Origin of the sequence: Acinetobacter sp. 809848, assembly GCF_000581275.1 — a bacterium.
GTDB classification, from domain to species: Bacteria; Pseudomonadota; Gammaproteobacteria; order Pseudomonadales; family Moraxellaceae; genus Acinetobacter; species Acinetobacter pittii.
This window is the reverse complement of sequence record NZ_JEXG01000022.1, coordinates 19,538-44,361: the sequence shown is the minus strand read 5'-3', so window position 1 is coordinate 44,361 and position 24,824 is coordinate 19,538. Positions and strand designations below refer to the sequence as shown.

General features: G+C 40.2%; 19 protein-coding genes and 1 other RNA gene. 12 read left to right on the top strand and 8 right to left on the bottom strand.

From position 1 onward, the window contains the following. Positions 1 to 62: 62 nt before the first annotated feature. Positions 63 to 461 (bottom strand): outer membrane protein assembly factor BamE, encoded by a 399-nt coding sequence (locus J536_RS16530; RefSeq protein ID WP_002121740.1) that lies wholly within the window; start codon positions 459 to 461, stop codon positions 63 to 65. A 111-nt stretch (positions 462 to 572) separates the two neighbouring features. On the opposite strand from J536_RS16530, the gene fur reads away from it, so the two are divergent. Beyond that, a complete protein-coding gene (fur, locus tag J536_RS16525; protein WP_002121758.1) occupies positions 573 to 1,010 on the top strand; it encodes a ferric iron uptake transcriptional regulator in 438 nt (145 codons plus the stop codon). Positions 1,011 to 1,079: 69 nt separating this feature from the next. On the opposite strand, the gene J536_RS16520 is transcribed toward fur, so the two are convergent. Further along, positions 1,080 to 2,198 carry a PilT/PilU family type 4a pilus ATPase gene (locus J536_RS16520; RefSeq protein ID WP_032063405.1) on the bottom strand — a complete coding sequence of 373 codons (1,119 nt, stop codon included), beginning with the start codon at positions 2,196 to 2,198 and terminating at the stop codon, positions 1,080 to 1,082. A 19-nt stretch (positions 2,199 to 2,217) separates the two neighbouring features. Further along, on the bottom strand, positions 2,218 to 3,255 hold the full coding sequence (locus tag J536_RS16515) for a type IV pilus twitching motility protein PilT (RefSeq protein ID WP_002121749.1): 1,038 nt from the start codon (positions 3,253 to 3,255) through the stop codon (positions 2,218 to 2,220). A 126-nt stretch (positions 3,256 to 3,381) separates the two neighbouring features. On the opposite strand from J536_RS16515, the gene J536_RS16510 reads away from it, so the two are divergent. Continuing rightward, positions 3,382 to 4,074, top strand: coding sequence for a YggS family pyridoxal phosphate-dependent enzyme (locus tag J536_RS16510; RefSeq protein WP_005070852.1), 693 nt, complete (start codon positions 3,382 to 3,384; stop codon positions 4,072 to 4,074). Positions 4,075 to 4,274: 200 nt separating this feature from the next. Here the strand turns inward: J536_RS16510 and J536_RS16505 are convergent, their stop codons facing one another. Continuing rightward, positions 4,275 to 7,871, bottom strand: a complete 3,597-nt coding sequence (locus tag J536_RS16505) for an AAA family ATPase (protein ID WP_032063404.1) — start codon at positions 7,869 to 7,871, stop codon at positions 4,275 to 4,277. Between the two features lie 9 nt (positions 7,872 to 7,880). Continuing rightward, complete coding sequence (locus J536_RS16500; RefSeq protein ID WP_032063403.1) at positions 7,881 to 9,149, bottom strand: exonuclease SbcCD subunit D; 1,269 nt, start codon at positions 9,147 to 9,149, stop codon at positions 7,881 to 7,883. 164 nt (positions 9,150 to 9,313) lie between these two features. Here J536_RS16500 and J536_RS16495 point away from each other — a divergent pair, with 164 nt between their 5' ends. Continuing rightward, positions 9,314 to 9,787, top strand: coding sequence for an OsmC family protein (locus J536_RS16495; RefSeq protein WP_032063402.1), 474 nt, complete (start codon positions 9,314 to 9,316; stop codon positions 9,785 to 9,787). A 74-nt stretch (positions 9,788 to 9,861) separates the two neighbouring features. On the opposite strand, the gene J536_RS16490 is transcribed toward J536_RS16495, so the two are convergent. After that, positions 9,862 to 10,239 (bottom strand): VOC family protein, encoded by a 378-nt coding sequence (locus J536_RS16490; protein ID WP_001091952.1) that lies wholly within the window; start codon positions 10,237 to 10,239, stop codon positions 9,862 to 9,864. 380 nt (positions 10,240 to 10,619) lie between these two features. Between J536_RS16490 and J536_RS16485 the strand changes: the two genes are divergently transcribed. Next, positions 10,620 to 11,072, top strand: coding sequence for an ABZJ_00895 family protein (locus tag J536_RS16485; RefSeq protein WP_032063401.1), 453 nt, complete (start codon positions 10,620 to 10,622; stop codon positions 11,070 to 11,072). A gap of 83 nt (positions 11,073 to 11,155) precedes the next feature. After that, on the top strand, positions 11,156 to 12,061 hold the full coding sequence (locus tag J536_RS16480) for a TIGR01777 family oxidoreductase (RefSeq protein ID WP_032063400.1): 906 nt from the start codon (positions 11,156 to 11,158) through the stop codon (positions 12,059 to 12,061). Here J536_RS16480 and J536_RS16475 read toward each other — a convergent pair. Then, positions 12,053 to 13,168 carry an NAD(P)/FAD-dependent oxidoreductase gene (locus tag J536_RS16475; protein WP_032063399.1) on the bottom strand — a complete coding sequence of 372 codons (1,116 nt, stop codon included), beginning with the start codon at positions 13,166 to 13,168 and terminating at the stop codon, positions 12,053 to 12,055. The two genes, J536_RS16480 and J536_RS16475, sit on opposite strands and share 9 nt — an antisense overlap. A 25-nt stretch (positions 13,169 to 13,193) precedes the next feature. After that, positions 13,194 to 14,207 carry a porphobilinogen synthase gene (gene hemB / locus J536_RS16470; RefSeq protein ID WP_004794101.1) on the bottom strand — a complete coding sequence of 338 codons (1,014 nt, stop codon included), beginning with the start codon at positions 14,205 to 14,207 and terminating at the stop codon, positions 13,194 to 13,196. A 142-nt stretch (positions 14,208 to 14,349) separates the two neighbouring features. On the opposite strand from hemB, the gene J536_RS16465 reads away from it, so the two are divergent. From J536_RS16465 to J536_RS16440, 7 genes are all read left to right on the top strand, one after another. Continuing rightward, positions 14,350 to 14,847 (top strand): thioesterase family protein, encoded by a 498-nt coding sequence (locus tag J536_RS16465; RefSeq protein WP_002121786.1) that lies wholly within the window; start codon positions 14,350 to 14,352, stop codon positions 14,845 to 14,847. A 267-nt stretch (positions 14,848 to 15,114) separates the two neighbouring features. Beyond that, complete coding sequence (locus J536_RS16460) at positions 15,115 to 16,266, top strand: EmrA/EmrK family multidrug efflux transporter periplasmic adaptor subunit (protein WP_032063398.1); 1,152 nt, start codon at positions 15,115 to 15,117, stop codon at positions 16,264 to 16,266. A gap of 6 nt (positions 16,267 to 16,272) precedes the next feature. Continuing rightward, positions 16,273 to 17,796, top strand: coding sequence for a DHA2 family efflux MFS transporter permease subunit (locus J536_RS16455; protein ID WP_032063397.1), 1,524 nt, complete (start codon positions 16,273 to 16,275; stop codon positions 17,794 to 17,796). A 303-nt stretch (positions 17,797 to 18,099) separates the two neighbouring features. Beyond that, entirely contained in the window at positions 18,100 to 20,085 is a 1,986-nt protein-coding gene (gene ggt / locus J536_RS16450; protein ID WP_032063396.1) for a gamma-glutamyltransferase, read from the top strand. A 160-nt stretch (positions 20,086 to 20,245) separates the two neighbouring features. Continuing rightward, positions 20,246 to 20,605: a transfer-messenger RNA gene (ssrA, locus tag J536_RS24865) on the top strand. A gap of 455 nt (positions 20,606 to 21,060) precedes the next feature. Further along, on the top strand, positions 21,061 to 23,163 hold the full coding sequence (locus J536_RS16445; protein ID WP_032063395.1) for an McrB family protein: 2,103 nt from the start codon (positions 21,061 to 21,063) through the stop codon (positions 23,161 to 23,163). Then, positions 23,160 to 24,560: an McrC family protein gene (locus J536_RS16440; protein WP_005075344.1), complete on the top strand. Its 1,401-nt coding sequence runs from the start codon at positions 23,160 to 23,162 to the stop codon at positions 24,558 to 24,560. The genes J536_RS16445 and J536_RS16440 overlap by 4 nt, the downstream gene beginning before the upstream one ends. Positions 24,561 to 24,824: the final 264 nt, after the last annotated feature.

Below are 24,824 nucleotides of genomic sequence, written 5' to 3'. Positions count from 1 at the left end.
CCCATAAACAAAACCCCTCAAAGTATTTCACTTGAGGGGTTTATTTTTATTAGAAAAAACGATTATAGTGGTGGTGCAGTTAAAATCGCTTCTTTAGAAGCAGGTAAACCTGGTTGCGATTCTGGAATAGTTTCTAAACCTTCAATTTTAGTTACTGTGCCAGTGCCATCAAAGTAAATTTTTAAATGCTGACCATGTGCTGCGGGGATTTTTGCTTTTTTAGCATAAGTTCCCGGGATATAGTTGTAAATGTAGTCCCAACGTAGAGGATTGAGGGGATCAGTCACAGTTGGACTACCAAGCAAAAAACGCACTTGCTGGAAATTCATGCCGACTTGTACTTGAGAGGCTTGAGCTTTGGTCAATGGAGTCCCTTGAGGAATATCAACCTTATATACACCAAAGATTGAACAACCAGCAAGGAGTGAAGTGACTAATAACGTCAGCACGAGTTTTTGCATTTTGCTACACTATCCCAATAAATTATGATGCATTTGATCAAAGGATAGATCATACTTCATCTAAATTCTATTGCCTATTCCAACTTGAGATTTGTTGAGAGACCTTTTTTCATGCCTATTTCCAATCAAGATTTGCGCAAAGCTGGACTTAAAGTTACCCTTCCTCGAATTAAGATTTTGGAATTATTAGAAAATTCAAAACAACATCATCTTAGCGCTGAAGATATTTACAAGACTTTGTTAGAACAAGGGGAAGATGTCGGCCTTGCGACAGTTTACCGTGTGTTAACACAATTTGAAGCTGCAGGTATCATTCAGCGCCACCATTTTGAAAATAATCATTCTGTTTTCGAAATTATGCAAGAAGATCATCACGATCATTTGGTTTGCCATAATTGCAACAAAGTTATTGAATTTACTAATGATGTTATCGAGAAAGAACAGCATGCTGTAGCTGAGCAACATGGGTTTACCTTAACGGGTCACTCATTAAACCTCTACGGTTACTGTAACGAACCTGAATGTCAGGAAGTACTGCGCAAGAAATAATCGTTTTCACACAAAGAAAACAAATAAAAAAGGAAGGTTACGTTTAACCTTCCTTTTTTTATGAAGAAATTACTGTCTGTCGAAGGTTAAATGCTGATTTGTGCCTGCAATTTGCTCAGGACCTTCTTCGGCAAGCTTAATTGTTAAACGCAAATCGTTTGGTGAGTCGGCATGTTTTAATGCATCTTTGTAGGTAATTTGGCCCGACTTATAAAGATCAAACAGTGCTTGGTCAAAAGTTTGCATACCGAGTTCACGTGAGCGTTTCATTAAATCTTTAATTTCATGAATTTCGCCTTTACGAATATAGTCTGAAATTAATGGTGAGTTAATGAGAATCTCGATTGCGGCACGGCGCGAATTACCATCTGGAGTCGGAATAAGTTGCTGTGCAATCATGGCCTTTAAGTTAAGAGATAAGTCCATGTAGAGCTGACTGTGGCGGTCACTTTCAAAGAAGTGAATAATACGGTCAAGTGCTTGGTTGGCATTGTTCGCATGCATTGTGGCTAATACAAGGTGACCTGTTTCGGCGAAGCCAATCGCGTAGTCCATAACTTCACGAGAGCGAATCTCACCAATCAAGATTACATCGGGTGCTTGTCGCAACGTATTCTTTAAAGCAATTTCAAATGAGTCTGTATCGATCCCAACTTCACGTTGGGTAATGATGCAGCCAGCGTGTTCATGAATAAACTCGATAGGGTCTTCAATGGTAATGATATGACCTTTAGAGTTATGGTTACGATAGCTAATCATTGAAGCCAATGATGTCGATTTACCTGTACCTGTTGCACCTACAAAAATAATGATACCGCGTTTGGTCATTGAGAAATCTTTAAGCACAGGCGGTAATTGCAAGTCATCAATTGAAGGAATTTTAGTTTCAATTCGCCTTAATACCATGCCTGGCATGTCGCGTTGCTGAAAAGCACTCACACGAAAGCGGGCAGTTTTATCACGGTTCATAATGGCAAAGTTACATTCACGAGTCTCAGCAAATTCTTTGCGTTGTTTTTCACTCATGATGGAATGTAAGAGTTGCCCAATAATTTCGCCTGAAAGACTATTTTTTGAAATGGGAACAATTTGCCCGTTAATCTTCATCGATGGTGCAACGCCATCTGTAATAAAGAGGTCGGATGATTTTTTTTCAACCATCAGGTTGAGCAGGTCATTAAAATCCATATTTATTCTCTAATTATTTTTATAGAAATGATTCAGGCTGTTTAGCAGCAGTACGAGCCGTTTGCGGGCTGATCACACCGCGAGACACCAAATTCTTTAAGCTTTGGTCGAGGGTGGTCATGCCATGATTTGCGCCAGTCTGAATAGCTGAGTACATTTGCGCGACTTTATTTTCACGAATTAAGTTACGAATGGCAGGAATACCAATCATGATTTCATGAGCTGCCACACGGCCGCCGCCATTCTTTTTAAGCAGGGTTTGTGAAATAACCGCCTGTAAAGATTCAGAGAGCATGGCACGAACCATGTCTTTTTCTTCGGCTGGGAATACGTCAATTACACGGTCAATGGTTTTCGCAGCAGAAGTGGTATGAAGAGTACCAAATACTAAATGACCTGTTTCGGCAGCAGTAAGTGCTAAACGAATAGTCTCAAGGTCACGCATCTCACCGACCAAAATAATATCTGGGTCTTCACGCAGTGCTGAACGTAGTGCCTCATTAAAGCCGTGTGTATCACGATGCACTTCACGTTGGTTGATGAGACATTTCTTAGATTGGTGTACAAATTCGATAGGGTCTTCAACCGTTAGAATGTGGTCATAACGGTTTTCGTTGATGTAGTCCATCATCGCTGCAAGTGTCGTCGATTTACCAGAACCTGTTGGACCTGTCACCAGTACAATGCCGCGTGGATAATCACAAATATCTTTAAAGATTTGACCTAAGCCTAAATCTTCCATGGTGAGTACTTTGGACGGAATCGTACGAAACACTGCACCCGCACCACGGTTTTGATTAAATGCGTTAACACGGAAACGAGCAACGTTGGGTACTTCAAAAGAAAAGTCGGTTTCGAGTTTTTCTTCGTAGTCACGACGCTGTTTATCATTCATGATGTCGTAGACCAAACGATGAACATCTTTATGATCTAGAGCAGGTAAGTTAATGCGACGGACTTCACCATCAACGCGAATCATTGGCGGCATGCCAGCAGACAAGTGTAAATCGGACGCGCCATTTTTCACAGAGAAGGCGAGTAGCTCTGTAATATCCATAATTTCCCCAAGTAAATCAAAATATGTCATTATTTTGTAGAATAATATACGGCTTTCACCGAGGCTTACCAACACCTCGCTTTAGGTGAAAAGCAAAAAAGTTTTTTGAAAATGAGAACCTTGTCAATGAATTACCTGCAAGATGCGCGGCAGCACGTATTACAGCAAATCCAAAGTGCTTGTGAACATGCTCAACGTGCGCCTGAAACCGTACAACTTTTAGCCGTATCGAAAACACATCCAAGTGAAAGTTTGCGTGAAATGTATGCAGCAGGGCAAAGAGCATTTGGCGAAAACTATTTGCAAGAAGCTTTAGATAAAGTCGAAGCTTTACAGGATTTAGACATTGAATGGCATTTTATTGGTCATGTTCAACGCAACAAGACGAAGCATTTGGCCGAGAAATTTGATTGGGTACATGGTGTAGATCGTTTAATTATTGCCGAGCGATTATCTAACCAACGTGGTGATGATCAATCTGCTCTGAATATTTGTTTGCAAGTGAATATTGATGGGCAAGACAGTAAGGATGGTTGCGCACCAGATGAAGTTGCCGAGCTGGTTGCTCAAATGAGTCAGTTACCTAAAATCAAATTACGCGGTTTAATGGTCATTCCAGCACCTGACAATACTGCCGCTTTCGCAGATGCTAAAGCCTTGTTTGATGCTGTGAAAGGCCAACATACGCACCCAGAAGATTGGGACACTTTAAGTATGGGAATGTCGAGTGATTTAGAAGCTGCAATTGCGGCTGGTTCAACTATGGTACGTGTAGGAACGGCGTTGTTTGGTGCTAGAGACTATTCGCAAAAAGGGTGATGTAAGCTTTATCTTACAGAAATTGCGGCCTTTTGCGGCTATGGCAGACAATGCTTTTTTCGTATTATGAACTCATCAGGAAACAGGATGTTTCTAAGAATAACAATAAACAGTGATGAATGGATGCATACAGGTACGACAGGAGTTATACCAACGCAGAATCTAAAAAAGCCCCGACAGGATGTCGGGGCTTTTTAGTTTTAACCTACTACTTCAATAGTACTTGCACCCGCGCCGAGTGGTTTTACCTGAATTTGTACTGGAATACGCTCATGCATTTCTTGAATGTGTGAGATGAGAATGACTTGGCGTCCCTGATTTTGCAATTGATCTAAAGCATTCATCACCATGTGCAAAGATGAGGCGTCTAAAGTACCAAAGCCTTCATCAATAAACAGCGATTCAATTTTCATTGAACCCGAGGCCATATTGGCAATCGCTAAAGACAAGGCAAGGGCAGTTAAGAACGATTCACCGCCAGACAAAGATGCAACTGAGCGGGTTTCTCCATCCATGTCGTGGTCAATAATGGCAAGACTTAGAGACTGATCTAGGCGTTTTAACGTATAACGTTGAGACAGCATTGCCAGTTGCTGGTTGGCATGTTCCACTAAAATATCTAGGTGATATTGCTGGGCATAGTCGCGGAACTCTTTACCTTTTGCATCACCAATCAAGCCTGAAATTTTGCTCCAACGATGTTCTTCTTGCTGAATATTTTGAATTTGCTCGGCGTATTGTTGCTGTTTAGCCAGATTTTGCTGATGCACTTCGAGCTTAAGCTTAAGTCGATCACGTACTTCAAGTTGTGCTTTAAGCTCTGCAATATTGTCTTGAATAAGGCTAACAAGCTTTTCATATTCAATATCTGGCTGAGTTTGTAAGTGCTCGCTTAATTGCTCTTGCATGGTTTTAAGGGCAGAAGAGGCTTCACTTAATAAACGCTCAGCATGATTAAGACGATTACGAATGTCTTGCTCTTGGGCGGAATTGATTTGCATGAGCGCCGTAAGATCAGTTGCCTGAAAATCAACGTGGGCTTTTAACCAGTTTTGAATTTGCCCATCAATTTGCTGCTGGTACTCCGCAGTGTGTTGATACTGATGTTTAAGTTGATCGAGCGCCTGTTTTTGCTGCTCAAAGTGCTGTCTGGTTTGTTCAAAACGTTGTTTAGCCTCGTGATACGCCGTTTGTTGTTGCTGACGTTTAACGTCATGCTCAATTAGCCATTCGTGCGGTTTAATATCAGAGAGGCCCGTCATTTGCTGAATGAGCGACACCGCTTTTTCATTATTTTGTTGGCCTTTAAGCGTAATCTCTTTGAGATTTTGATCGATCTCATCAATTTGCTTGGCCATTTGTTCAAAGTTAGCAGTCAACATTTTAAGTTCTTGTTGCTGCTGTTCAAAACGATGTGAAAGCTGTTCTTGTTGCTCAAGCTGCTTAGCGCGTGCATCAAGAATAGTCCAAGTCTGCTTAGCCGTTTGGCTACTCGACTGCTGCCATGCGTGCTGTTCGGCTTCAGATAAACACTCAACAATATGTTGAACTTGTTGTTGCCATTGCTGTGCCGTATTGAGCAAGCTTTCATTGCGCTGAATAGATTGCAGCAGTTGATTGTGATGTTTAATCGCTTGGGTTAAACGCAAGTTTTCTGAGTCAAATGAATTTATGGCAGTTTGCGCAGCTTGTCTGAGTTCGTTCAGCGTTAGCAAGATCTGCTCAGGAGCTTGATTAAGCTCAATATGTAATTGATTGAGCTTAAACGTTTGCTCAAGCTCTTGTTGCAAGCTTGATTGTTTTGTTTGAAGTTGAGCTAGATATTTCTGAACTTGCTCAAGCTCGGCACGACACTGGGTAAGTGCATGTTGCTGGATTTGCCATGCATTAAATTTAGTTTGCTCGAGTGCAACAGCTTGCTGCTCTTGTTGTTGCTGCAAATCGAACAAGGCCTTGGAGACTGCACTGTCATCAACACGATAGGGATGATGTGTACTTCCGCATACTAGACAAGCTTCGCCTTCTTTAAGATTGGCCCGTAACTGCTCAATATTTTCAGTGTGTAGTAAACGCTGCTGTTGCAAAATGTGCTGTAACTTTTCACGTTCAGTTTTTGCTGTTTGGTAGTCTTGTTCAGCTAACTGGCAAACGGTTTTAAGCTGTTCTTCTTGCGCGGAGGTTTGAGTATGTTTTTCGTTGAATTGTTGAAGCTCAGCATATAGCTCATGATAAATTTTTATTTTTTGCTGAATCAGATCTAACTGAGTGATTTGAGCAAGTTTCTGATCTTTATCTTTACGCTGTTGCTCAAGTTTTAACTCAATTTGTTCAACTGTGCCGAGTGAAGCTGTGAGTTGTTCGAGTTCACTTTTAGCTTCCGATAATTTTTGGCGGGCAAGGGTAGGATTGCCAAGCTGTTGTTCAATTGCTTCGTAATTTTGAATAAATTGCCCAAGCTGATGCAGATGCGCTGAAAGGCCTTTGTCCAATACAGCATATTGCTGAGTCTGAGTAAGCTGCTGTTGTAGATGAACTTGGTCTTGTTGAAGCTGTGCAATATGCTGCTGCACCGTATTTTGCTGTTGTTGCAATGGACCGAGTTTTTGTTCAAATACATTTTTCTTTTCTTTGCACTTTTTATATTCATCGGCAATAAAAGCACGTTCTTGAATGGACTGCCGAACTTGATTTAAAGCTTGTTGATGTTGCTGCTCAAAATCGAGTGTCTGTTTGAGCTCTTGTTCTGCGAGTTGATACTGTTTTTGTCCCGTTTCAAAAATTTGTACTAAATCATTAAACTTGGTTTGCGCTTGCTGAATTTGCGGCTCAAGTTGTTGTAGCGTTTGTAAATTTTGAGATTGCTGAAAAACTTGTGGGCGTATTTCAGAGAAAACTTCAAGGCGTTTTAATTGCTCACGATCACCAGCCAATTGCTGATGGTGATTTTGTTGAGTTTGAAACTGTTGTTGTTTCGCTTGAACCTCTTGCTCAAGTTTTGCCTTACGCTCAAACCATTGTTGTTGTTTGTCTAAAACATTTTTTTGTTGTTCTAACTGTTGATGGTTTTGCTCGGCTTGCTGATATTGCCCGGTAAATGCAGCAATATCTTCATCAGACAAAATTTCGATATGTCCTAAAAACTCTTCAAGCTGTTTACGCTGCTTTGCTATATCTGCGGTTTTACGAAAAGCCAGCTCACCAATTTTGGCGAAAATGCTGGAGTTGGTCAGGTACTCGAGTAATTCACCGCGTTCGCTGTCTCGAGCTTTTAAAAATGCGGTCACTTCGGACTGGGCAAGTAGCACCGCACGAGTAAACTGTTCAAAAGAAAGCTGGGTAATTTGCTTAACTTTTTCATCAACCGCTTTGGCTTTGTCGGCAAGTACCACACCATCGGTTAAACATTTTAAGTGGCGCTGCACACTTTGCAATTTACCATTTGGGTTTTCACGTGCGCGTTTAATTTCCCAACGCGCCAAATAGCGCTTTTGATCTTGTGCGATAAAGCAAAGCTCAGCGAAACCATGTCCTGTACCACGGCGTAAGACAGTTAAAGGTGAGTTAGTGAGTAACTCAGAACCATCAACATCTTTTAATTTACCATCACTGTCTTTTAGACGTGGAACCCGATTAAACAAAGCTAGGCACATGGCATCTAAAATGGTCGACTTACCTGCACCAGTTTTTCCCACAATCGCAATGAGACCTGCATGGGCGAGAGGTGCACTTTCAAAATCAATAAAGTGTTCATCAGAAAGAGATGCCAGATTTTTTATTCGAATGGATAAAATTTTCATGACATATCCTTAAGGTGTTGCATCATTTTCAAGATGTTTTTGTGCTTCTTTTACTAGGCTTAGAAAATCTTTTAAGACCGCATCATCGGCGCTGTAACCTTGTTTTTCCCAAATATTTTGAAAGAGTCTTTCTGGTGTTGGCGGTTCAAGTGCGATTTGCTGAGTAGTATTTGAGTTGATCGCGTCTTTATTTACATATTGACGTGAAATACGCACTAAACGATAGCGGTCAGGTGGTAGGGCCGCTTCAAACTGCTGACGTAAATTCGGCTGTGGCGGCGTTAAACTATAATATTCAATATCCACATATTCACGGTGGTCAATATTTTCAATCACGCCCCTTGGTAAGGCTTTGAGTTGTTGCAAGACTTCATTTAATTCACCACGAATGCGGTGCAATTGTATGCAACGCGGAATTTCGACAGCTTCAAATTGCAAACGGCTGTCAATGTCTTGAGAAGGGTCAATTTTGACCTCAACCACTTGGTGTTTATAGTTAATTTCACTAAAAGAAAGTGGAATGGGTGAGCCGCTATAACGAATGTGCGGCTGGCCTACTTTTTGTGGTTTATGTAAGTGCCCTAAAGCGACATAGTCGACAGCATCTTCAAACAATGTCGTTGAAAGTGCTTCTTCATTACCAATAATAATGGGGCGTTCAGAGTCGGATGTTTCCCCACCTTGCATATGCGCATGCGACATCAAGATAAGCGCTTGGTCCGGTGTTTTACGACGTTTGGCTTCGGCAATGAGTTGCTGGTGCAAATAGGCAATCGCATTTTTGCTATTGGTGGTATGTTCGTTAAAGCCCGTAATTTCGGCCGAACGTAAAAAAGGCAGGGCAAGGCACCACGCCACAATATCTTGATTTTGATTATAAATAGGTAAAAGTAGTCGATCGAGATCTAGAGTTTTATCTTCATTCCAGCGAACCACACCCACAGTTTTTGCATTGTATTTTTCTAAAAGTGGTTCGACCTGTTCAATACGGTAGCCTGAGTCATGGTTACCCGCAATCATGAGCGTTTGCATGTGCGGTGCAATACGATGGGCATCTGCTAAAAATTGGTAGAGTTGCTTTTGTGCTTGAGAACCTGGGTTAATTACATCAAAAATATCGCCAGCAATGAGTAGGGCATGCGGTTGTTTTTCTTGAATTTGAGTGAGTAACCAGCTTAAAAATTGTTGGTGTTCGTAGTGGCGTGAATGATTATAAAAAAACTGCCCCAAATGCCAGTCAGAAGTATGTAAAAAATGTACGGACATAGAAACAGACATCAAGCCAAAATAAACACAGATACGTTAGCATAAATTGGCGGGAGATTTTATCAAGACATTTTAAAGTGCTCGTTATTTAAGCCCATAGTAAAACTTGAATTAAATTTTTCACTTTAAACGCTGCTTTGTTACTATCGACTCAAACCATGAACTTTGAGAAAAAAATGACCATTCACGAATACGAAGTAAAAATACAGTGGGAAGGCAATACGGGTACAGGCACTTCATCTTATCGTTCTTATAAACGAGACTTTAGTATTCAACATCCTCAAAAGACTACTATTCAAGGTTCATCAGACCCTGCCTATTTAGGCGATGTGACTAGATGGAACCCAGAAGATTTATTGGTTGCATCAGCTTCAGCTTGCCATAAGCTTTGGTATTTACACCTGTGTGCAGTCAATCATATTCACGTTGTGAGTTATATCGATAAAGCACTTGGCTTTATGGAAGATGCAGATCCAGTTAAACGTGGTCACTTTACTCAAATTATTTTAAGACCAGAAGTTATTTTAGAAAAAGGTGCAGACCAAGCGCTTGCAGCAAAACTGCACGAAGAAGCACATCACGAATGTATGATTGCCAATTCGGTGAATTTCCCAATTACATGTGAAGCCAGCTTTAGCTTTGCCGAATAATCAATATGAAATAGCCACCGATAAAAAGGCGGTGGCTATACATTAAAAATAAATAGAGTCGTTAAATAAGATCTTTAAGCTGCATTTTCATCGACTTGGAAAATACCAAAAACGTTGTGGTCTAAATCGACAAAGTAACCATGCCAAGCGCGGCCCGGAATAGCAAATTTATCCATCGCGACAATACCACCTTGCGCTAAAATTTTTGCAGCTACCTCATCGAAGTTTTCGACTTGAACCGAACAGGTAAATGCATTGGTGCCATATTCCATTGGCGGCGTTTGGGCTGGGCGTTTTAATAGTCCACCCATAATTGAAGGTGTCTCTATGCGGTAATATTCAATCGGTAAGCTTTCATCGAGTTTAAATTGCCAACCAAACACAGCTTGGTAAAACTGCGCATCGCGGGCAGGGTTTGAAGACTGGATTTCAAAATAGGCAATAGTGTTCATATTATTTAAATCATATTTTTATGGTGCAAAAAGTATACGCATAGCCTTTATAGCCACGAAAGCACTATTGTGTATGGTGAGCGTAAAATAAATGAAAGTGCTAGAAAATAAAAACCGACGATTCGAGTGATGAGAGAATCGTCGGTCAAAAACTTCATCAAGGGTTTCGGCTGCTAACAAAACCTAATCCGAAGGAAGGAAAGAGTCGTAATGAAAGGTCACCGAAACAATTTTGCGGATGCCGTGCAAAGGAAGTATTCGGTTGCTGCGACCTTGTTACCCTATATAACGTCAAGAGATCAGGATTGGTTGACAGAAAAATGAAAAAAAATCGAAAAAAATTTATAATTATTTTTTGAACCCATAAATTAGGCAAAAATATGACCAAATTACGTTCTTACTTTCTCTGGTTTTTTGGTTTATGCATTGTGCTCACCTTAATTGTAGGTGTTGTTGCAGCACTATTACCAGCGAGTGTAGGTGGTATTTTAACAGCCGTTCCATATTTAGGCGCAATGATTTTTGTCTTATTTAAATTTTTAAAGAAAGAACGCCGTGCCCCGACTGTACCAGAAAAAAAGAAATTTACTTTGGGTTTTACCCTAATTTTTTGGGGCTATAACTTGTGTGGTGTTTTATTTGGCCTATTTTTATTTGCCAGAAAAGACCCTGAGATTTTGCAAAACTTTATGCTTTATCTCAAACAACCTCAGTTTTTAAGCATTATGTTGATTATGCTTTTAATGTTAGCTATTCCGCTTTATTTAATTACCTATTGGTTTTATGGCAAACAAGCACAGCGAATGGCTGACAAAATGTTTAATGTGCAATAGATCACTACGAAAACTCATACGATTAAATATAAATGAGTCTTATACAATTAAATAAAACTTGAATCCTCAGCTTAGGAGGAAATATGAATAAGAATGTATTAATTACAGGTGCGAGTGGTTTTATCGGAACGCATTTAATTAAGTTCCTTTTAGAAAAAAATTATAACGTGATTGCTGTGACACGGCAGGCTGGAAAGGCATCTGACCATCCTGCCTTGCAGTGGGTGCAAAAGTTTGAAGATATTTCGACACGGCAAATTGATTATGTGGTGAATTTGGCAGGTGCAAATATTGGTGAGAAACGTTGGACCGGGTCACGTAAAAAACAACTCATTGAAAGCCGTGTAAATACGACCCGAAAGTTATATGCGTGGCTCAAGCAGTCTGAAATTTTTCCGGAAGTGATTGTGTCTGGTTCTGCGATTGGTTATTACGGAATAGATGATCAAGAAAAGTGGACAGAAGTGTGCACAGAACAAAGCCCGCCACAACCTATTTTTATGTCCGAGCTTTGCCAAGAGTGGGAACGAGCAGCTTTAGCAGACGCTCAGCAAAATACTAAAATTATTCGCTTAGGTGTAGTGTTTGGGCAGGGCGGTGGGATTTTGCCTAAAATGTTGCTGCCTATTCGACTCAATTTAGTCGGTCAAATTGGTCACGGTCGTCAGCCTGTGGTTTGGGTACACATTGAAGACCTGTTAAGTGCAATCGAGTTTATATTTAAACATCCTCAATCTGCTCAAATTCACAATGTCGTAGCGCCAGAAAATGTGACTCAAAAAGCTTTTGTTGAACAAGCAGCAGAGGTTTTGAATAAGAAACCATTGTTGTCAGCACCAAGCACTGTTTTTCGTTGTTTGTTAGGAGAGCAGTCGCAATTGATTTTGAATGGTCAATACGTTAAACCCGCTGCCTTGCAAGCAGAAGGATTTGAGTTTACTTATCCTCAATTAAAAATGGCTTTAGAGAATATATTGGCCTCAGACTAAGATTTTATTTTGCAAACGCTCTGGCGAATATGCTTTGGCATCAACTAATGTTGGTTGACCGAGCATAAGCTGACGGAGCAATTGTGCAGAACCTGCACCCATGCATAAACCATTTCTAAAATGACCAAAGTTTGCCCACAGGTTATCCATTTCAGGCATTTTGCCAATGTACGGAACGCCATTTGGTGAACTTGGTCTGAGGCCTGCCCAGCGCTGTACAATCGGGAAATCGGCCAGTTCAGGCACCATTTCTAAACATGCTTCTAAAATATTGTGCTGCGTAGTTTCATCGGTAGACGTGTCAAAACCACGATGTGCCATGCTAGACCCGCATACAATATGACCGTCCATACGTGGAATTAGATACATCACTCGATTCATACACATGGTTGGTAGCCAGTGAGCAGGGGTTTTAAATAACAGCATTTGACCTTGAACAGGTTCGACTGGAATTTCGAGTTGTAATTGTGAGTTCCAGTAATGGCTCCAAGCGCCCGAAGTTATTACAAAATGATCTGCCGTATGTTTGCGTCCATCTTCGGTTTGGAGAGCTTGTATGGTATCACCTTGTTGAATCAGTTTTTTAACAGGAGTGTTTTCAAAAAATTCAACATTCGGATGTTGTTTTAAATAGCTAATCAGAGACTGTAAAACGCGTGGATTACGAATATTAGACAGTTCAGGGAAATAAATCGCTTCTTGAAACTGTTCGGAAATATGCGGGTTGACTTGCTCTAAAGCATCTCTTTGTAGATATTCACAGCGCTGCATCGGTTCTTGATGTTGATTTGCATAGGAAAGCCCGACGTCAAAATCTTCTTCATCAAAAATTAGCATGCCTGTGTCATGAATTTCAAAATCAATCCCTGTAATAGGGTAGAGCTTTTGGTTCCATGCTTGATAAGAGGCTTTGCCAAATTGGGCAAGTTGGTTCACTGCATGCACATAGCGCCACGGGTACATCGGAGAGAGAATGCCTCCACCAGCCCAAGAGGCTGCTTGTCCCGCTTGTTGTTGATCAAAAATGCTGATCGTACAGCCTTGTTCAACCAACTCCAGCGCAGACATTAATCCACTTATGCCCGCGCCAATGATTGCAATATGCATGCAGTGTTATCCTTTCTCTGCGAACTTAGTTCATTTCCTTGAGTTTTTCGGCAGCGGTTTCTGCAAAGTAAGTCCAGATCCCGTCTGCACCAGCGCGGCGACAGCACATCAGTGATTCTAAAATCACAGAGTCTGATAACCAGCCATTTTGAATTGCGCCGGCTAACATTGCATATTCGCCACTCACTTGGTAAATGAATGTAGGAACACCAAAGGTATCTTTCACTTCACGTACCACATCCAGATATGGCATGCCCGGTTTTACAATCACCATGTCGGCGCCTTCTTGAATATCAAGCGCGATTTCATGTAACGCTTCGGCACGGTTGGCAAAGTCCATCTGGTAGTTATATTTATTACCACCTTTGAGGTTGGATGCAGAGCCAACAGCATCACGGAACGGACCATAGAAGCTAGACGCATATTTCGCAGAGTAGGCCATGATGTTGGTGTAGATGTGACCATTGGCTTCTAAAGCCTGACGAATCGCGCCAATACGGCCATCCATCATGTCACTTGGTGCAATCACTTCGGCACCTGCTTCTGCGTGACTTAACGCTTGTTTAATTAAGCATTCTACAGTCTCATCGTTTAGCACATAGCCTGTTTCATCAATAATGCCGTCTTGACCATGAGTCGTGTATGGGTCGAGGGCACCATCAGTAATTAACACCATTTCTGGTAATTCTTTCTTAAGCAGACGACATGTGGTTTGGACTAAACCATCTTCATGCCATGCAGCTTCTGCGGTAAGGCTTTTATCTTCTTGAGGTGTTACAGGGAAAAGAGCCAGTTTTGATACGCCCAATTCCAGAAGTCTTTCAGCTTTTTTCAGTAACAAATCTGCCGACAAACGCTGAATGTTTGGCATACTTGGAATATCTTGGGTCTGATTTTGTCCCGGTAATACAAATACTGGATAAATCAAGTGATTGGTAGTGAGCTGTGTTTCGCTGACCATCGCACGCAACTGGTCATTTTTACGGATACGGCGCATGCGAGTGGCTGGAAATGCAGGACGATTGAACGTATAAGTCATAACAATCTCGATGTTCGGTATTACACTAGGATAGGTTGGCGGATATTCCATTACTGTCAACCGACTGCTGTATTGTAGCCCCATAATGCTGGATTTGTACAAAATTATGGGTGTTTATCATGCTTTTAAATTTAGGCAACATATGAGTGAAGAAAAGAAAAATTGGACTGGGAACATCCATTTAGGTGCAAAAACTGACCTAACTGTGGTTCTCAACCAATTATGTAAGGCGTTTAATAGCTCTCCTTTTTTTAAGCATAGTGGAATGATTATGCGTGTGGTGGACGGGCACATTGAAGGCTATATTGAGATGCAACCCAACCTGATTGGCAATTTGGCATTTCAGATTTTGCATGGCGGTGTTGCTGCAACTTTGCTCGATAGTATTGGTGGAATTGTGGCAATGGAACACCTCTATCGCCGTTCAACTCCCGAAACTTTAACTGAAACCATTAAGCAAGTGTCGCGTTTGGCAACAGTCGACATGCGTGTAGATTATTTAGCACCGGGGCGTGGTAAATATTTTATTGCACGTGCCGAAGTATTACGTTTAGGTCGTAAGGGCTGCACCATGCGCATGACCATGGTCAATGATGAAGATAAAGCGATTGCTGCCGGCATTGCTTCATATGCCTATTAAGCAATGAATTGAACCCTTTGAAAGCGCCAAGTGCGCTTTTTTTAGTGTATAAAAAGCAGAAATTTTTACAAAAACTTTGAGATAAACATTAATTTAATTAGAACGAACGCATTAGTTATAAATTTTTATTCTCATATTATGAGGTTTTAGCGTTAAAATTAGCTCCTTTGACAATGCGGTATGTCTTGTTTATAGAAAAATAAAAACTCTATAACAAGGTGTAGTGCGAGATTGATGGCAAAGCCAACTCATCTTTAGGAACATACCATGACTGATGCACAAAGCAATGTACAAGAAACAGTGCCAACAACATCTGCCTCGGATGAAACCAATCAAAACAAGCGCAAAAAATTTCTTGGTTTTTTTGCGCTGATTTTATTGATCGCCGCTATTTTGTATGCAATCTGGGCATTATTTTTAAATAATTCCGTGAGTACGGATAATGCCTATGTCGGTGCAGAAACCGCGCAAATTACTTCAATGGTGAGCGGACAGGTCGCTCAGGTTGTCGTAAAAGATACCCAAACGGTACATCGTGGTGACGTGCTGGTTCGTATTGATGACCGTGATGCCAAAATTGCATTGGCTCAAGCTGAGGCAGAACTTGCCAAAGCAAAACGCCAATACAAACAAACTGCGGCAAACAGTAGTTCTTTAAACTCTCAAGTTGTGGTGCGTGCTGACGAAATTAACAGTGCCAAAGCACAGGTTGCTCAAGCACAAGCAGACTATGACAAAGCTGCTTTAGAGTTAAACCGCCGTGCACAGCTTGCTGCCTCTGGTGCAGTGTCTAAAGAAGAACTGACTAAAGCACAAAGTGCAGTTGAAACAGCCAAAGCAGGGCTAGAGCTTGCTAAAGCTGGTTTAGCGCAAGCCTCTTCGAGCCGTAAAGCTGCCGAAAGTACTTTAGCTGCAAATGAAGCGTTAATTCAGGGTGTAAGCGAAACTTCGACACCTGATGTACAAGTTGCACAAGCACATGTTGAACAAGCTCAGCTTGATTTGGAACGTACCGTGATTCGTGCGCCAGTCGATGGTGTGGTTACGCGTCGTAATATTCAAGTCGGTCAACGTGTTGCACCGGGCACCAGCATGATGATGATTGTGCCGCTCAATGATTTATATGTAGATGCGAACTTCAAAGAAAGTCAGTTGAAAAAAGTCCGTCCGGGTCAGGAAGTCACGCTGACTTCAGATTTATATGGTGATGACGTTGAATATCACGGCAAAGTGATGGGCTTCTCTGGTGGTACAGGCTCTGCCTTTGCCTTAATTCCGGCTCAAAACGCAACAGGAAACTGGATTAAAGTGGTTCAACGCTTACCGGTTCGTATTGCACTTGACCCAAAAGAACTTGCTGAACACCCACTGCGTGTTGGCTTGTCGATGGAAGCAAAAGTCGACTTATCTGCGAAGTAAACGCTTATGAAAACGCAAACACCTTTTGCCGAACTAAGCGGTGGCCGTTTAATACTGGCAGCGTTTGTTATTGCCTTGTCGAACTTTATGGTCGTGCTCGATACGACCATTGCCAACGTATCTGTACCGCACATTACCGGTAACCTTGCTGTTTCAAGTACACAAGGGACATGGGTTGTTACGTCGTATGCCGTTGCAGAAGCGATTTGTGTACCTTTAACAGGTTGGCTTGCAGGTCGCTTTGGTACCGTTCGGGTTTTTATTTTTGGTCTGATTGGTTTTACCATTTTTTCTTTCTTGTGCGGCCTAGCAAACTCGTTAGGGATGCTGGTGTTTTTCCGTATTGGACAAGGTCTATGCGGTGGCCCGCTTATGCCACTCAGTCAAACCTTGCTGATGCGTATTTTCCCTCAAGAAAAGCATGCACAGGCGATGGGCCTATGGGCAATGACTACCGTCGTTGGACCAATCTTAGGACCAATTTTGGGTGGTCTGATTAGTGATAACCTGTCTTGGCACTGGATCTTCTTTATTAACTTACCGGTTGGGATTATTTGTGTTTTAGCGGCAATGCGTTTGTTAAGAGTGGCTGAAACAGAAACGATTTCTTTAAGAATCGACACAGTCGGTTTAGGTTTGTTAATTCTCTGGATTGGTGCGCTCCAGCTCATGCTCGACTTGGGGCACGAACGAGACTGGTTTAACAGCACCAGCATTATCGTTTTAGCTTTAACTGCCGCCATTGGTTTTGTGGTGTTCCTCATATGGGAGCTGACCGACAAGCACCCCGTCGTAGATGTCAAAGTCTTTAGGCATAGGGGCTTTGCAATCTCGGTACTGGCTTTGTCGCTTGGCTTTGGAGCGTTCTTTGGCAGTATTGTACTGATTCCGCAGTGGCTGCAAATGAACCTTTCTTACACCGCCACGTGGGCCGGCTATTTAACCGCAACCATGGGCTTTGGTAGTTTGACCATGTCACCGATTGTGGCAAAGCTTTCGACTAAATATGACCCACGTGCCCTGGCGAGTTTCGGTTTGATTTTGCTGGGTGGTGTGACCTTAATGCGGGCATTCTGGACCACAGACGCCGACTTTATGGCACTGGCTTGGCCGCAAATCTTGCAAGGTTTTGCTGTACCATTCTTCTTTATTCCACTGTCGAATATTGCGCTCGGTTCAGTACTTCAGCAAGAAATTGCATCTGCTGCGGGCCTCATGAACTTCTTAAGAACCATGGCAGGGGCGATTGGTGCTTCAATTGCAGTCACCGTGTGGGATGACCATGCCAAAGTTGCCCGTAGTGAAATGGTGTCAAACCTTCATACGACTGAAGTGCAAAACACACTTTTGCAAAATGGTTTTACGGCTGACTCGACGCTCGGAATTATTTCAAACCTTGTCGATAAAGAAGCGATTACCATGTCGGCAAACCATGTGTTTTTGCTGTTTGCGATTGTGTTTGTCTTTGCAGGGCTGGTCATTTGGCTGTGTCCAAAACCCAAACAGGTCAGTGGTATGCCTTCTCATTAAATATCAAAAAGCATCTCTTCGGAGGTGCTTTTTTTAGGCCAACTACAAAATGAGTGAGTTTATAAATAGCAGATTTTGCCTGTATTTAAAGAAATAAAGCATGCCAGAATTGGGCAAATCAGTTATAAAAGAGTGTGATAACAAACAAGGAGACATCACACAGAGCACAAAATAAACACCGCCAATCATTTAATATTATTAAAACTTTATTTTTATCAAAGATTAAAAAACTGAAGACCTGAAAACAAAGAAGCTTGTATGGCAATTGCATGGATAGGCAGGCGTATATATTGGAGTTATCACGTGAATAAAAGATATTCATTTTTGTTCAGTAGTTTATTAGCAGTCGGTTTATTACAAGGATGTGGAGATGACTCCTCGTCAGATCAGCCCAAGGATGATTCAAATACAACCCCGCCCAATTTAATTGTAGATAACGACCCCACCAGTTGTAGCAAACTGGCCCAAGATGGTTCAAGCGTGGTGGTCGGTTCAAACCAAAATGGTGACCCAGCAGCGCCTGAGGGTGCATCGGGTTATAGACTCGGTAACACGGTTAAGTACGCAGATAAATATATGGTGGTGGCAAACACGCCACTTGCGGTAAAAGCAGGTTGTGATGTTTTAAAAGCAGGCGGTAGTGCAGTTGATGCAGCCGTAGCAGTACAAGCCGTGCTTGGTTTGGTCGAGCCACAGTCGAGTACCATTGCCGGTAGTGGTTTTATGATGTATTACGATGCCAAAACCAAGCAAGTCACTGCCTATGATGGCCGTGAAACCGCACCAGCGGCAGCCAACGAATATTATTTAATTCGCCAAGATATATATGACCCAAATTCACCTGCACCAGTACCAAGTGCCCGCCGTAGTGGTCGCTCGATTGGTGTACCGGGTGTGATGCGTTTGCTTGAACAAGCACAAAAAGAGCATGGCAAACTCAAGTGGAACCAACTTTTTGGTGAAGCGATTGGTTTGGCTGACAACGGTTTCCGTATTCCGGGCCGTTTGGCAGATGCAATTGCAAGCAATGCAAACAATTTAGCGCTCGATGCAAATGCAATGGCAACCTATTTCTACCCAAATGGATCACCACGTAAAGTCGGCGAGACCATGACCAATAAAGCCTATGCCAGAACACTTGAAGCACTCGCTTCACAAGGGGCAAACGCACTACACACAGGTCCAATTGCGCAAGCCATTGTGGCAAAAGCAGGGCAAACCGTGGGTGATGACCCAGCAAAAACTCCAATTACCCCAAGCTTAATGACCTTGCAGGATTTATCGAACTATCAGGTGAAAAAACGCGACCCGATTTGTACGACGTACCGTGACCGTTATTATGTATGTACCATGCCACCTCCATCTTCGGGAGGAATAGCAGTTGCACAGACGCTGGGTATTTTAGAAAACTTTGATATGTCACTTTATCCACCTAAAAATCCTGAAAATGAAGGTGGTGTACCTGATGTCATGGGCGTACATTTAGTGTCTGAGGCAGAGCGTTTGGCCTACGCCGACCGCGATAAATATGTGGCAGACACTGACTTTGTTCGTTTGCCGGCACAGGGTATTCCAAGTTTTATTGATAAAAATTACCTCAAACAACGTGCCGCACTGATTAACCCGAACCAAAGTATGGGCGTTGCGCCAGCAGGTAATTTCAATACAGCAGCAGGTGTGGATACTACTGTTGAACACGGTACAACGCAGTTCACCATTGTAGATGCCTATGGCAATGTGGTTTCAATGACATCGACTGTTGAATCGAGCATGGGTTCATTCCACATGGTGGATGGTTTCTTGCTGTCAAACCAGTTAACTGACTTTAGCGCGAACCCTTATGACAGCACTGGGGCACTGGTTGCCAACCGTGTAGAAGGGGGCAAACGCCCACGCAGTACTATGGCACCAACTTTAGTGTTTAAAGGCACCACGCCAGATGAGTTTTATATGGCAACAGGTTCACCAGGTGGCGGTACGATCATTCAATATGTGGTTAAAACTTTGGTGGGTGCATTGGACTGGAACCTAAATGCACAGCAGGCGACTTCGCTTGTTAACTTTGGCGCGACCAATAGCAAAAACACCAATATTGATAGCTCGAATGTACAGCTTTCTTTAGTTGACCTCATTGAAGGCTTAAAAGCAAAAGGGCATGGCATCTCTAACACTGCGCAAACCAGTGGTATTTCAACGATTATGAAAGTAAATATAAATAATCAAAGTAAATACGCAGGTGGGGTAGACCCTCGCCGTGAAGGTATTGTGTTAGGTAATGGTGCCTTATAGACCACACTTTAGAAAAAGCTGTCATTTTTGGCAGCTTTTTTATGAGGCCCTTGAAAAAAACAAAAGGCTCTCCATTATGTAAATATGTTCATCAGTAGCAGACTGTTGATAAATTGCACAGCATTTTATTTTAGTTATGCTATGATGTTCAGACATTCATGGGGATGTTATTGGCTTCGACGCCGGTGATGAAACTCATAGATGCATGCCGAGAGCGCATTTTCTCTCGTAAATAAAATTTGCATTTTAATAGTCGCAAACGACGAAACTTACGCTCTAGCTGCCTAAGGGCAGTTTGTCCGCTTCCTAGAATACTTGTGGTTTAGGAACCCGACCGTAGCGCACGCACACAAGTCCGTATAGAGTCAAGCCTCGGGGCTTTATACCAAACTTAGAGGATCGCAACTTGTACCCTGTTCGTCGGGTCACTTGGTGTTAAAACAATAGACGATATCTAAGCATGTAGTATTCTCGAGCGTAGTGCTGGCGGACGCGGGTTCAACTCCCGCCATCTCCACCAAAATACTTTAAATAAATCAGCCACTTAATGTAAGTGGCTTTTTTATTGACAGGTTTTTGACAACTTCTAGTTTGCTTTAATTTTTACTTTCTAGTCTGATCTTTCATTTATTAAAAAAATTATTATGGGGTTTTATTGATCAATAATGATTCGAGTTTTATCTTCTGGTTTCATACTTTTGTTATTCTAACCTCGTCTAAATATATGGTATGAAAATAATTTTCTGTTTTGAATATTCTTATAAATAAAGTAGTTGTTGTCTGAAAAGATGATGAGTTAAATTGGGGGGGGAAATCTAGAGCTTTAATTTTTTAATGAGTAAATTCCTTTAGAGATTTTGGATGAGTTCAATTGCCATTACCATGCCACAAGCTGTAAGAAATACAGATGATAGAGCTATTGTTAAAATCGGCCTTTTTCCTTTTCTAAAATACGACAACACATATTGATATTAAATGAACTATTGGCACATACAACTACACCCAGACTCAAGATTAGACGTTGATACGATAAAAGCTATACTTATGAAAAAACAAGTTATAGGTATGGGTGAATATTGGGAAGACAAAAAAGGAAATTCAGTAATTGATCCTAAGCTTTTCAAAAATGATATGAAAATTGACGATGTTGTGATGGTTCGTGATGGAAGTACGCCAGTAGCATTAGTAAAAGTAAAGGGTGATGCTTATATAGAACACAATACAGACGATGAATTTGATTGGTTCAAACTTAGAAGACAAATTGAAATTCTTGGTTTTTACGAAGAAGATGAGAAAAATCTTCTTTATCAGATTTTAACAGCTTATGGTAAAAGTCATATACAAGCGCCAGGCACTTTAACCTGTTGTAACGGGTCTAATGCTACAAATAATTTTATTGTAAAGTGGTATAAGTTAAGGACTTATAAGAGACTAATGGAAAATATAAAACTGTCAGAAGAGCGACAAACTCACATCAAAGTACTTTGGAACAAATTTAAAAATGAAACAAAAGAGGAAGAAAAAAAATTTAATAAGGACGAAGTTGAGAAATTAATTTCTGAATGGAAATTATATAAGCATAAAATTTTAAATGACACATTGAGTTTGGATGACTACACAAACATTTTAGGAAGTTCCACAGCAATAATGCCCGGCGGATATTTATGTAACTTTTTAGAACGAACCACGAGAATTGTTTTAGGTTCTTCAAAGCCTGGTACAGCATTCAATTTTGAAGTGAAATTGAATGATGACAATTCTACTTATCATATCAAAAGTGTAAACAAGTCAAATGCTACTCGACAAGACGCGGAACTTTATTTTAATGAAAAAATAAAAGGTTTACTGAAAAGTATTGTCTCAAAAACTGATCCGTTAGAAAAAATATATTTGATTGAAAATTCAAATTACAGTGCCAAGCAAGTTTTAATGAAACTAGCTGTATTGGATAATTTATCGGACTTTCTCTATATCTACTCTACACAATGGTTAGAAGAACTATATAACGAGTTTATTGATAGTGATGCTGAAGAAATCTTTAGAAAAAACCATCAAGTTTGTCTTGTAGCAAAGAAACTTTTAGACGTAAATGAACAAGACAAAAACGAACTTGTTTTGCTTTCACGTTTCTTATGGCGTTTTGTAAATTCCAAATCGATTGCAGACACAAACAATCCTAATGTTATTCTTTATGGGCCGCCAGGAACAGGTAAAACATTTTCTGTAAAAAGTAGTTTAGATTTTGTTTGTCAAGGTGATACTTCAAGATATGAGGTTTTACAATTCCATCCATCATTTACTTACGAAGATTTTATTGAAGGTATTAAACCAAAAGGCGTTTCAAAAGATGGAAATATTCGCTTTGAGTTAGTAAATGGTATTTTTAAAAACTTTTGTATCAAAGCGAAAAAACACCCTGAAAAGGATTTTTATTTCGTCGTGGACGAAATAAACCGAGCAAATCTTTCAATGGTTTTTGGCGAAACTTTATCGCTATTGGAAAAAGATTACCGACAAGATACTGAAAATAAAAACCTGATTCGAACACAATATTCTGCGCTAATTGAAGATTTGATCAAAGAGGACAATAAATTTAAAGATTTAGCTTATGAAATTCACAACAATGAAGTGAAGTTCGGAGTTCCTAAGAATGTATTTTTTATTGGAATGATGAATGATGTGGATAAAAGTATTGATGCTTTTGATTTAGCACTCCGTAGACGTTTTAAATGGATAAGAAAAGATTGTGATTACGAAGTAATTGAAGAGGAGACACGTTTCAAAGGAAAAGATCAGTTCAATAATATTGGACTGTATGTCAAAGCCTGCGAAAAATTGAATGACTATATTTCTAAAGACTTAGGTTTGGGAAAATCATATGAATTTGGTCATTCATTTTTTATGAAGATTAGCGATATTGCTAAGCGTAAAGATATTACAAATAACAATATTGAAATTTTATTTAACTTGTATTTGCGACCAACATTGAAAGAATATCTAAGAGCCGTATTTGTGGAAAGCGAATTGGAAAGTAGGTTAGATGAAGCGTTGAATAAGTTCAAAGAAACAATAAAATGAAAATTAGTATTCCAGTCAATCATAATTTTTACGAAGAAGCCCCAATTTCAAACTTAGGTAAAGCTTTCGGAGTAAAACAGTCAAGCGTAAAAAACTTGCAAGAAATATTTTCGTCTGTTTATGAATTAAAACTTGGTGCAGAACAACTAAAACAGATCAAAGTATTTCATTTCAAAAGCAAACGTATTTTTGAGCAAGATGAAGAACGTCTAATTTTAAAATTATATTCAAAAGAAAAAGAAAAAGAAAAAAAATACTTTATTCAAACTGGTGTATATGCTGGAGTGCTTTTTTACAAAGGTTGTAAAATTAATATTACAACAAAATATGGCGACACTTTTCTAAAACGTATGCTTAACTTCGTAAATGATATTTACGTTGACAATGAGCCAATACAAGCAAAGACAGATGAAACCGAAAATCAGTTCTTGTTTATTATTGCTCATTTATTTATTCAGTCATTAGAAAAAGCGGTGGTTTTAGGTTTGCCACAACAATACCAAAAACAGCAAGAGCGAAGTCAAAAAGTAAGAGGAAGTATAAATTTTAATGATTACTTAAAAAGAGATATTCCATTTCAAGGAAAACTAACAACAACTTTCAGGGAACGAATGTATATTCAAGAAATCATTGATGTTTTATATTTGGCATTAAAGAAATTAGAAAGTGTTTTCGGCAAAGAAATTCACAGCCGTTTGCTTGGTTTAAGTCAATTTTTAAAACAACAATATTCTGGTCGTTTTGCGAGTTACGAAACAATACAAAGAGCCAAAACATACCAAACTATAAACAATCCAATGTATCGTGGTTTCAAAAAAGTTTTGGAGTATGCAGAAATAATTTTATTGAACAAAGACCTAATACCCGATAATGATAAGAAAAGTTTAGAGACAATAGGTTATTTGTTTGATATTGCAGAATTATATGAAATTTATCTTGAAAAACTTTTGAGTAGAAACTTTCCTGAATGGTCGGTAAGTGGACAAGTTGATATTCCAATTTACAAACAGCAATTTTATCGTAGATCAATATTTCCAGACTTAATAATGAAACATAAGGAAACAGGCAAAATTATTGTTTTTGACGCAAAATTTAAGAAAATGGAAATGCAAAATAATGACATTGATAGGTCAGATTTACACCAAATACATTCTTACTCGGGTTATTACCAAAATAACTTAATAGCAAGTGGTTTGATCTATCCATTATCAAAACAATTAGACGTTGAGAAGTCTTACTCTGAGACTTTATACGGTAACAATAATAATGATGTGTTATTTATAATAGATGGAATTTATGTTCATGAGACCCAAACAATGGATGATCTAATTGAAAGTGAAGATATATTTGTAAAACGAATAGCAGATTTGATAGGCAAAAAAGACATAACTATTTAACAAAAGTAACATCCCTATTTCTTTCTTGAAGAGCGTATTTAGAAACTCGGTAATTTGTAGTTATTATACTGACTGCGGCACGCCCTGCATTAATTAAAGCTTCTCTATCGCTATTTATCTGGGAATTTGCACAACCATTCATAAAAAGCATAAACAGAAGAGCACAGATAAATTTAACATAAGTTCTGCTTACTAACATTGTGTGGATCTCCGAGGAATTCTCTGAGTTGTTTTTATTATTTGAATCAGTTGGGGTAATTTACG

Bases quoted from the DNA above. Each gene is read 5' to 3' on its own strand.
- hemB (WP_004794101.1), bottom strand. From the start codon at position 14,207: ATGACTTATACGTTCAATCGTCCTGCATTTCCAGCCACTCGCATGCGC.
- J536_RS16505 (WP_032063404.1), bottom strand. From the start codon at position 7,871: ATGAAAATTTTATCCATTCGAATAAAAAATCTGGCATCTCTTTCTGAT.
- J536_RS16440 (WP_005075344.1), top strand. From the start codon at position 23,160: ATGAAAATTAGTATTCCAGTCAATCATAATTTTTACGAAGAAGCCCCA.
- J536_RS16520 (WP_032063405.1), bottom strand. From the start codon at position 2,198: ATGGATTTTAATGACCTGCTCAACCTGATGGTTGAAAAAAAATCATCC.
- J536_RS16495 (WP_032063402.1), top strand. From the start codon at position 9,314: ATGACCATTCACGAATACGAAGTAAAAATACAGTGGGAAGGCAATACG.
- J536_RS16510 (WP_005070852.1), top strand. From the start codon at position 3,382: ATGAATTACCTGCAAGATGCGCGGCAGCACGTATTACAGCAAATCCAA.
- J536_RS16475 (WP_032063399.1), bottom strand. From the start codon at position 13,168: ATGCATATTGCAATCATTGGCGCGGGCATAAGTGGATTAATGTCTGCG.
- J536_RS16480 (WP_032063400.1), top strand. From the start codon at position 11,156: ATGAATAAGAATGTATTAATTACAGGTGCGAGTGGTTTTATCGGAACG.
- J536_RS16490 (WP_001091952.1), bottom strand. From the start codon at position 10,239: ATGAACACTATTGCCTATTTTGAAATCCAGTCTTCAAACCCTGCCCGC.
- J536_RS16465 (WP_002121786.1), top strand. From the start codon at position 14,350: ATGAGTGAAGAAAAGAAAAATTGGACTGGGAACATCCATTTAGGTGCA.
- J536_RS16515 (WP_002121749.1), bottom strand. From the start codon at position 3,255: ATGGATATTACAGAGCTACTCGCCTTCTCTGTGAAAAATGGCGCGTCC.
- fur (WP_002121758.1), top strand. From the start codon at position 573: ATGCCTATTTCCAATCAAGATTTGCGCAAAGCTGGACTTAAAGTTACC.
- J536_RS16500 (WP_032063403.1), bottom strand. From the start codon at position 9,149: ATGTCTGTTTCTATGTCCGTACATTTTTTACATACTTCTGACTGGCAT.
- J536_RS16460 (WP_032063398.1), top strand. From the start codon at position 15,115: ATGACTGATGCACAAAGCAATGTACAAGAAACAGTGCCAACAACATCT.
- J536_RS16530 (WP_002121740.1), bottom strand. From the start codon at position 461: ATGCAAAAACTCGTGCTGACGTTATTAGTCACTTCACTCCTTGCTGGT.
- J536_RS16485 (WP_032063401.1), top strand. From the start codon at position 10,620: ATGACCAAATTACGTTCTTACTTTCTCTGGTTTTTTGGTTTATGCATT.
- J536_RS16445 (WP_032063395.1), top strand. From the start codon at position 21,061: ATGAACTATTGGCACATACAACTACACCCAGACTCAAGATTAGACGTT.
- J536_RS16455 (WP_032063397.1), top strand. From the start codon at position 16,273: ATGAAAACGCAAACACCTTTTGCCGAACTAAGCGGTGGCCGTTTAATA.